At 62.4% G+C, this 8,463-nt stretch carries 8 protein-coding genes; 7 read left to right on the plus strand and 1 reads right to left on the minus strand.

The window, feature by feature from the left end:
- Positions 1 to 56: 56 nt before the first annotated feature.
- The 6 genes from ppc to A7K61_RS22355 all read left to right on the plus strand — a co-directional run bounded on the left by ppc (position 57) and on the right by A7K61_RS22355 (position 6,439).
- Positions 57 to 2,702, plus strand: a complete 2,646-nt coding sequence (gene ppc, locus A7K61_RS22330) for a phosphoenolpyruvate carboxylase (RefSeq protein WP_069558396.1) — start codon at positions 57 to 59, stop codon at positions 2,700 to 2,702.
- A 280-nt stretch (positions 2,703 to 2,982) separates the two neighbouring features.
- Positions 2,983 to 3,630 (plus strand): adenylate kinase, encoded by a 648-nt coding sequence (gene adk, locus A7K61_RS22335; protein ID WP_003189104.1) that lies wholly within the window; start codon positions 2,983 to 2,985, stop codon positions 3,628 to 3,630.
- A 90-nt stretch (positions 3,631 to 3,720) separates the two neighbouring features.
- Entirely contained in the window at positions 3,721 to 4,407 is a 687-nt protein-coding gene (gene tsaB, locus A7K61_RS22340) for a tRNA (adenosine(37)-N6)-threonylcarbamoyltransferase complex dimerization subunit type 1 TsaB (RefSeq protein WP_032893224.1), read from the plus strand.
- Positions 4,408 to 4,567: 160 nt separating this feature from the next.
- Positions 4,568 to 4,870, plus strand: a complete 303-nt coding sequence (locus tag A7K61_RS22345) for a hypothetical protein (protein WP_034126521.1) — start codon at positions 4,568 to 4,570, stop codon at positions 4,868 to 4,870.
- Positions 4,870 to 5,730, plus strand: coding sequence for a DUF72 domain-containing protein (locus A7K61_RS22350; RefSeq protein ID WP_069558397.1), 861 nt, complete (start codon positions 4,870 to 4,872; stop codon positions 5,728 to 5,730). Before A7K61_RS22345 ends, A7K61_RS22350 begins: the two co-directional genes overlap by 1 nt.
- 10 nt (positions 5,731 to 5,740) lie before the next feature.
- Complete coding sequence (locus A7K61_RS22355; protein WP_069558398.1) at positions 5,741 to 6,439, plus strand: extensin family protein; 699 nt, start codon at positions 5,741 to 5,743, stop codon at positions 6,437 to 6,439.
- Between the two features lie 3 nt (positions 6,440 to 6,442).
- Here A7K61_RS22355 and A7K61_RS22360 read toward each other — a convergent pair whose 3' ends face one another.
- Positions 6,443 to 7,063 carry an energy transducer TonB gene (locus A7K61_RS22360; protein ID WP_069558399.1) on the minus strand — a complete coding sequence of 207 codons (621 nt, stop codon included), beginning with the start codon at positions 7,061 to 7,063 and terminating at the stop codon, positions 6,443 to 6,445.
- A 96-nt stretch (positions 7,064 to 7,159) separates the two neighbouring features.
- On the opposite strand from A7K61_RS22360, the gene A7K61_RS22365 reads away from it, so the two are divergent.
- Positions 7,160 to 7,942: a class I SAM-dependent methyltransferase gene (locus A7K61_RS22365; RefSeq protein WP_044272264.1), complete on the plus strand. Its 783-nt coding sequence runs from the start codon at positions 7,160 to 7,162 to the stop codon at positions 7,940 to 7,942.
- The last annotated feature ends 521 nt before the right edge of the window (positions 7,943 to 8,463 follow it).

The raw sequence follows: 8,463 nt of genomic DNA on the forward strand, positions 1-8,463 counted from the left end.
GTCGGCGGCACTCTGAACCCCCTGCGCGTCCCGGATTTCTGGCTGGAGATTGGCTGATGAGTGATATCGATGCACGCTTGCGTGAGGATGTTCACCTGCTGGGTGAGCTGTTGGGCAACACCATTCGAGAGCAGTACGGCGAGGCTTTCCTCGAAAAGATCGAGCAGATCCGCAAAGGCGCCAAGGCCGACCGTCGTGGAGCCGTTTCAGAGAAAACCGCTGGCGATGAGTTGAGCGCCAGCCTCAACCAGTTGCAGGAGCAGGAGTTGCTGCCCGTGGCCCGGGCCTTCAACCAATTCCTCAACCTGGCCAACATTGCCGAGCAATATCAGTTGATTCATCGGCGCGATGAATCGCAACCTGCGCCGTTCGAATCCCGGGTCTTGCCAGAATTGCTGGCACGCCTGCAAAACGAAGGGCACAGCAATGAGTCCCTGGCCCGGCAATTGGCTCGGCTGGACATCGAACTGGTGCTCACCGCCCACCCCACCGAAGTGGCCCGCCGCACGCTGATCCAAAAGTACGACGCCATTGCCGCGCAACTGGCCTTGCAGGATCACCGTGACCTCACCACCGCCGAGCGCGAGCAGATTCGCGAGCGCTTGCAACGCTTGATCGCCGAAGCCTGGCACACCGAAGAAATCCGGCGCGTGCGCCCCACGCCGGTGGATGAAGCCAAATGGGGCTTTGCGGTGATCGAGCATTCGCTGTGGCAAGCCATCCCCAATTACCTGCGCAAGGCCGACCAAGCCCTACACGCCGCCACCGGCCTGCGCCTGCCCCTGGAGGCTGCGCCGATTCGCTTTGCTTCGTGGATGGGCGGCGACCGTGACGGCAACCCGAACGTCACCGCGCCGGTCACCCGCGAAGTGCTGTTGCTGGCGCGCTGGATGGCGGCGGATTTGTATCTGCGCGACATTGATCAGCTGGCTTCCGAGCTGTCGATGCAACAGGCCAGCCCGGCGTTGCACGCCAAAGTCGGCGACAGCGTCGAACCCTATCGTGCCTTGCTCAAGCAACTACGTGAACGCCTGCGCGCCACGCGCCAGTGGGCCCACACCTCGTTGACCAGCACCACCCCGGCGCCGGCCGACGTGTTGCAAAACAACCGCGACCTGCTCGACCCGCTGCAGCTGTGCTACCAGTCCCTGCACGAATGCGGCATGGGCGTGATCGCCGATGGCCCGCTGCTCGACTGCCTGCGCCGTGCCGTGACGTTCGGCCTGTTCCTGGTGCGCCTGGATGTGCGCCAGGACTCCAGCCGTCACTCGGCGGCCATGACCGAAATCACCGATTACCTGGGCCTGGGGCGTTATGAGGACTGGGATGAAGAGGCGCGTATCAGCTTCCTGACCCAGGAACTGACCAATCGTCGGCCGTTGCTGCCGGGTTACTTCAAGCCGTCGGCGGACACTGCCGAGGTGCTCAATACCTGCAAGGAAATCGCCGCCGCACCGGCCGCATCACTAGGGTCGTATGTCATCTCCATGGCCGGCGCCGCCTCGGATGTGCTGGCGGTGCAACTGCTGTTGAAAGAGTCGGGCGTACAACGGCCGATGCGCGTCGTGCCGCTGTTCGAGACCCTGGCCGACCTGGATAACGCAGGGCCGGTGATGGAGCGCCTGCTGCAACTGCCGGGTTACCGCGCGCGCTTGCAGGGCCCGCAGGAAGTGATGATTGGCTACTCGGATTCGGCCAAGGACGCCGGCACCACGGCCGCCGCCTGGGCGCAGTACCGCGCCCAGGAACGCCTGGTGGATATCTGCCGCGAGCAACAGGTGGAGCTGTTGTTGTTTCACGGTCGCGGCGGCACCGTTGGTCGTGGCGGCGGCCCGGCGCACGCGGCCATCCTGTCGCAGCCGCCGGGCTCGGTGGCGGGGCGTTTCCGTACCACTGAGCAGGGAGAGATGATTCGCTTCAAATTCGGTCTGCCGGATATCGCCGAGCAGAACCTCAATCTCTACCTGGCTGCGGTACTGGAAGCGACCTTGTTGCCGCCGCCGCCTCCCGAGCCTGCCTGGCGTCACCTGATGGACGAATTGGCGGCAGACGGTGTCAGCGCTTACCGCGCCGTGGTGCGGGAAAATCCGCAGTTCGTCGAATACTTCCGCCAGTCCACGCCGGAGCAGGAGTTGGGCCGTTTGCCTTTGGGCAGCCGCCCCGCCAAGCGTCGTGCGGGCGGGATTGAGAGCTTGCGCGCCATCCCGTGGATCTTTGGCTGGACCCAGACACGCCTGATGCTGCCCGCCTGGCTCGGCTGGGAAGCGGCACTGAGCAAGGCGCTGGAGCGCGGTGAAGGTCAATTGCTGGGGCAGATGCGCGAGCAGTGGCCGTTCTTTCGCACGCGCATCGACATGCTGGAAATGGTGCTGGCCAAGGCCGATGCCGATATCGCCCGTCTTTATGATGAGCGCCTGGTGCAGCCGGACCTGCTGGCATTGGGTGCGCACTTACGCGACCTATTGTCGCAGGCGTGTGACGTGGTGCTTGGCCTGACCGGCCAGTCGCAGCTGCTGGCCCATAGCCCCGACACCCTGGAGTTCATCCGCCTGCGCAACACCTACCTCGACCCTCTGCACCTGTTGCAGGCCGAGTTGCTGGCACGTTCGCGCCAGCAGGAGGCTGCGCAAGACAGCCCTCTGGAACAGGCGCTGCTGGTGTCCGTGGCCGGTATTGCGGCCGGTTTGCGCAACACCGGTTGAGGTTTTTTGCGTGTACTCAATGGCTTGCGGATAAACCGCGACGACCGCCCGGAAACGGGCGGTCGTCGTTTGAGGGGGCGGGTTGCGCTCAGGCACACCCCGGCGCTGACGCATGTGCGGCGCGGGTTTCTCCTACTTTTGGCGGCTTGTATGGTGAGGGCCCGCTGTGTATCTTGATCAGCCTTTGGCCGTTTGATCGGCCTAGAACCACATTTTTACGAGATTGGCCCCACGCGGCGAATCCGAGCGTCATCTCTATAAAAAATTGAGGAGCACATCGATGCGCGTCATTCTGCTGGGAGCTCCCGGGGCCGGTAAAGGTACTCAGGCAAAGTTCATCACTGAAAAATTCGGCATTCCACAAATCTCCACCGGCGACATGCTGCGTGCGGCCGTCAAGGCTGGCACCGAGCTGGGCCTGATCGCCAAGAGCGTGATGGACAGCGGCGGCCTGGTCTCCGATGACCTGATCATCAACCTGGTCAAGGAACGCATCAGCCAGGAAGACTGCAAGAACGGTTTCCTGTTTGACGGTTTCCCACGCACTATTCCCCAGGCTGAAGCCCTGGTGAAGGCGGGCGTGGAGTTGGACGCCGTGGTCGAGATCGCAGTTGAAGACGAAGAGATCGTTCAGCGTATCGCTGGCCGTCGCGTTCACGAAGGCTCGGGCCGCGTGTACCACATCGTCTACAACCCGCCGAAAGTCGAAGGCAAGGACGACGTCACCGGTGAAGACCTGGTGCAGCGTAAAGACGACACCGAAGAAACCGTGCGTCATCGCCTGTCGGTCTACCATTCCCAGACCAAGCCCCTGGTGGACTTCTACCAGAAGCTGTCCGCAGCTCAAGGCAAGCCGAAATACAGCCACATCCCAGGTGTGGGCTCGGTAGAGGCCATCACCGCCAAGGTGCTGCAAGCACTGAGCTGATCCTGTGATCGGCGGCACAGACAACGGCCCGCTTGCGGGCCGTTGTTGTTTATACTGGCGCACTTTTTTCCGACTTGGACACCCACACCGATGAGCACCCTGCTGGCCCTGGACACCGCGACTGAAGCTTGCTCCGTTGCCTTGCTGCACGATGGCAAGGTTACGAGCCACTACGAGGTGATCCCGCGCCTGCACGCGCAGAAATTGTTGCCGATGATCAAGCAACTGCTTGAAGACGCCGGTACCACCCTGGCGGCCGTGGACGCCATCGCGTTCGGCCGTGGCCCCGGTGCATTCACCGGGGTGCGCATCGCCATTGGCGTGGTGCAGGGCCTGGCCTTTGCCCTGGAGCGCCCGGTATTGCCGGTGTCCAACCTGGCGGTGCTGGCCCAGCGTGCGTTGCGTGAGCACGGTGCGTCGCAAGTGGCTGCGGCAATTGATGCGCGCATGGATGAGGTCTACTGGGGTTGCTACCGTGAGACCGCAGGCGAAATGCGCCTGGTCGGTACGGAAGCGGTGCTGGCCCCCGAAGCGGCGCAGTTGCCCGCTGACGCCAGCGGCGATTGGTTCGGTGCCGGCACTGGCTGGGGTTATGGCGAACGCATCAAGGTAACGTGTGCCGAGCAGGATGCGGCGATGTTGCCCCACGCCGAAGACCTGCTGGCGTTGGCGCGTTTCGCGTTTGAGCGCGGCGAGGCAGTTGCAGCGGACCAGGCAGCACCGGTGTACCTGCGCGATAAAGTCGCGCAGACCAAGGCCGAACGCGGGATTATTTGACGCCAAAAATGTGGGCGTTCGGTGGCAAATTTCGCCAATCGTCAGAATTTGCCTGGGTTTTTAAACCTTTTACAAATTATGTGTTCTAGTTATCACCAGAGCATTTGCGCGCCATGGAAAGTGCCGCTAAATTGCCATCATTGATACCGAGTCTGCATGTATGCGTATAGACGGTTTTTCCTCACAGTCCTACCCCCTCAAGCGTAAGCCGCGCAAGGCGAGCGTGACGGTAGACGAATCCGTCGAGGATTCACCGGACTTCATCGAAGTACACACCGATACGCCTTCCAAAGCGCAAGGCGCCTCGAGCGCACGCATCAGCGGCGTTCCTGCCCGTCAGCAAGACATGGTCTTTCCCCGTTCCATGAGCAAAAGCGTTGCCACCGCCCTGGCCAGCTACCTGACCACTGCCGGCTTTGTCGAATGGGATATGGAAGTGCTGGGTCTCGATATCCATATCTGATGCGTTTGCCTTATTACATCGGCTGCCCGTCCTGGAGTGAAAACGCCTGGCGCGAGTACCTGTATCCGGTTGATGCACGTTCCAACGATTACCTCGGGCTCTATTCCCAGGTCTTCAACGCCGTTGAAGGCAATACCACTTTTTACGCTCGCCCCTCGGCCGCCACTGTGCAGCGCTGGGCCGAAATCATGCCCGATGACTTTCGCTTCACCGCCAAATTCCCTGGCGATATCAGCCATGCTGGCGATTTGCGTGAACAGTTGCCGGCGGCAGAAAGCTTTGTCGGCTTGATGAGCCCTTTGGGTGAGCGCGTTTCACCGCTGTGGTTGCAGCTCTCAAAAGGCTTTACGCCGCAGCGCCTGACGGAGCTGGCTGGATTTCTCGATGGCATCGATCGGCCGCTGGCCGTGGAAGTGCGTCATGAACAGTTCTTCGCCAAGGGGGATGCTGAGCGCAGGCTCAACCGTCTGTTGCGCGATCGCGGTGTCGAGCGCATCTGCCTCGATCCTCGTGCCCTGTTCAGCTGTACCTCTACCTCCGAAGCGGTGCTGCATGCCCAGTCCAAAAAGCCCCGGGTGCCACCGCGCCCAGCGGCACTGACGCAGTTTCCCCAGGTGCGCTTCATCGGGCATCCGGACCTTGAGGCCAATGACCCGTTCCTGATTCCATGGGTGGAAAAGATCGCCAGTTGGATCGAAGAAGGCCGCACGCCCTATATGTTCCTGCACACGTCGGACAACCGTCTCGCGGCGCAGCTGGCGCTGCGCTTCCACGCCAAGCTGATGGTGCGTCTGCCAGGGTTACCGCCGCTGCCTGTCTTGCATCGAGAACCCGTGGCGGAGCAGCTCGGGCTACTTTGAGGGTTGAGCCGTGGGTGTGGTCAAGACATTGAGTGTGTTGCTGGTGCTGGTGGGCGCCTTTGCGCTGGCTGTCTGGCGCGGTTGGGTGCCGATGCCGGCTGAGTGGAACCCCTGGGCGCCCTTGGATGTGCGGACCAGCCCCAACCTGTTGACGCGCTACAAGCTCAGTCGTTTGCAGGACGATCCGGCGCTGTGTGACCAGGTATTGAACGCCTCCGGTCTGCGCGTGAGTCGCCAGGCTGATACAGCGCCGGATGCGGCGTGCCCCTTGCGCAATGTCCTGCGCGTACAGGGCGCTGATGTGGCCTTGAGCAGCAGCTTTCTCGCCAGTTGCCCGCTGGCGGTGGCGTTTGCGTTGTTCGAGCGCCACAGCCTGCAACCGGCGGCCCAGGCCGTGTTTGGCCAAGCGGTGAGCCGCGTCGAGCATTTGGGCAGTTTTGCCTGCCGTAATATCTACAATCGCGCCGACGCAAGGCTCAGCCAGCACGCCTCGGCCAATGCCCTGGATATCGCCGGGTTTCGCCTGGCGGATGGGCGCAGCATCAGCGTGCTCAAGGATTGGCCAGGGCAGGGCGACAGCGCGCGTTTCCTGCGTTTGGTACGCGATGGCGCCTGTGATGATTTCAACGTGGTGTTGAGCCCGGACTACAACGCCGCCCATCGCAACCATTTCCATCTGGACATGGGGCGTTGGTGGGTGTGTCGCTAAGGTTCAGGCGGCCAGGCGCAGGTTGTGGGTCACCAGTGGGCGCGCCCAGTAGTAATCGAAATCCAGGGCTTTTTGCTGCGCCAGCAATTCTTCTTCAGGGTACGGCGTGGCGGCCGGCGGCAGTAGGTCCAGCTCGAATTCGGCAATCGGCAGGTGCAGCGGGCGTGTTTGTGGCGCAGGGCCTGGCTCGGGTAGCGGTTGGCCGGCGTTCAGCACGATGGGGCGCACCCACCCGCTCTCAAAGTCCTGTTGGCGTTGCTGGGCGATGACTTCTTCTTCCGGGAACGGCGTCGCGGCCGGTGGCAGCAGCTCGGTTTCGAACTCGGCAATCGGCAGGAACAGCGGCGCAGGCGGCACGATCTCGGTGTCTTTCACATCGCACTCACGCTGGGTGAGGATTTGCGCCAGCAGGTCGGCGCCTTCGCGGGGTTCAACCGCCGGGTCTGCCGGGGCAGGCGCGTTGGCGGCGAGCGCGTCTGGCGTTTCACCCAGCTGTTCGGCCAACGCACGGGCGAAGAAGTCCTGCCACACATGACTCACCCCGGCCAGCGCTTGGGTATTGCGCAGGCCGTAATGGTTGTGGGTCGGCAGTACACCGATGGAAAGGGGAAGAATGTCTGACATTTTTCTCGGTCGACGCTCAGCTCTGGCAAAATACCTGACTGTGATTTTTATCGGCCGTTGTTTGCCGATCCTTAATATTTTTGAGCGTGGCGATTGATGAACGAACAACCAGCGGCCAGCCGCATCCAGGTCCAAGCCTTGGCTGACAGTTTCCAGGCCCGCGCCGAACACTGGGCTTCGCTGCTGGGGTTGCCTCTGCAGGTGGCCGATGCGGATTTTTCCCTGCAAGTGGGGGAGCACGGTTTGCAGTTGCAACAGCTTGGGCCTGATGCGCCAGGGCCGGTGCGGGTCGACTTTGTCGAAGGCGGCGCGGCGCACCGGCGGTTGTATGGCGGCGGCAGCGGGCAGATGATCGCCAAGGCGGTGGGCATCGCCCAGGGCGTGCGCCCGCGGGTGCTGGACGCTACGGCGGGCTTAGGCAAGGACGCGTTCGTGCTGGCTAGCCTGGGGTGTGAGATGAGCCTGATCGAGCGCCAGCCGTTGATCGGCGCCTTGCTCGAAGATGGCCTGGCCCGCGCTGCCGAGGATTTTGAGGTGGCGCCGATTGTGGCGCGTATGAAGCTGCTCAAGGGCAACTCCATCGACGTGATGCTCAATTGGCAGGGGGAGCCGCCTCAGGTGATCTACCTGGACCCGATGTTTCCGCACCGTGAGAAAACTGCGCTGGTGAAGAAGGAAATGCGCCTGTTTCGGCCGTTGGTGGGTGATGATCCGGATGCACCGGCGTTGCTCGCGGCGGCTCTGGCGCTGGCCAGCCATCGTGTGGTGGTCAAACGGCCGCGCAAGGCGCCCTGTATTGAGGGGCCGAAGCCGAGCCATGCGTTGGATGGCAAGTCCAGCCGCTACGATATTTATCCCAAGAAGGCGCTTAAGGCATAAGCGGCAAGCAACAGCGCTCATCTTGCTGATGCGGCGAGCTCCAAATGTGGAAGGGGGCTTGCCCCCGATGTCTGCCTGACAGCCGACAACTATCTCCCTGACACCCCGCAATCGAAATGTGTGGCTTGCCTGCGATGACGGCCAGCCAGCCGACGCCTATCTCCCTGACACCCCGCAATTCAACTGTGGGAGCGGGCTTGCTCGCGAAGGCGGCCTGGCAGTCAACACCGTTGGATCGTGTACATATCCATTCCTGCGGTAACGGCCACTTAGGGTTCCGCCCTGACGGCGGCTCACTTTTGAAAAGAGCGCAAAAGTAAGCAAAACGCTCTTGCCCCACCACTCGGCACCTCGCTTGGGCTCGGTGTGCCCGAACACAGGCTTGAATCCGTGGGCCGCCGCCACGCGCCATCCATGGCGCTGGGCGGCTAACCCGGCGTCCTGCCGGGTTACCCACGAATTCAAGCCTGCGTTCGGCCAGCGTGGTTTAACGGGGCGCCTGAGATCAAGATCACAAGCAG

Origin of the sequence: Pseudomonas sp. AP42 (assembly GCF_001728935.1) — a bacterium.
GTDB lineage: Bacteria > Pseudomonadota > Gammaproteobacteria > Pseudomonadales > Pseudomonadaceae > Aquipseudomonas > Aquipseudomonas lactis.

Coding starts and splice junctions, on each gene's coding strand:
- ppc (WP_069558396.1), top strand. CDS start 57: ATGAGTGATATCGATGCACGCTTGCGTGAGGATGTTCACCTGCTGGGT.
- adk (WP_003189104.1), top strand. CDS start 2,983: ATGCGCGTCATTCTGCTGGGAGCTCCCGGGGCCGGTAAAGGTACTCAG.
- tsaB (WP_032893224.1), top strand. CDS start 3,721: ATGAGCACCCTGCTGGCCCTGGACACCGCGACTGAAGCTTGCTCCGTT.
- A7K61_RS22345 (WP_034126521.1), top strand. CDS start 4,568: ATGCGTATAGACGGTTTTTCCTCACAGTCCTACCCCCTCAAGCGTAAG.
- A7K61_RS22350 (WP_069558397.1), top strand. CDS start 4,870: ATGCGTTTGCCTTATTACATCGGCTGCCCGTCCTGGAGTGAAAACGCC.
- A7K61_RS22360 (WP_069558399.1), bottom strand. CDS start 7,063: ATGTCAGACATTCTTCCCCTTTCCATCGGTGTACTGCCGACCCACAAC.
- A7K61_RS22365 (WP_044272264.1), top strand. CDS start 7,160: ATGAACGAACAACCAGCGGCCAGCCGCATCCAGGTCCAAGCCTTGGCT.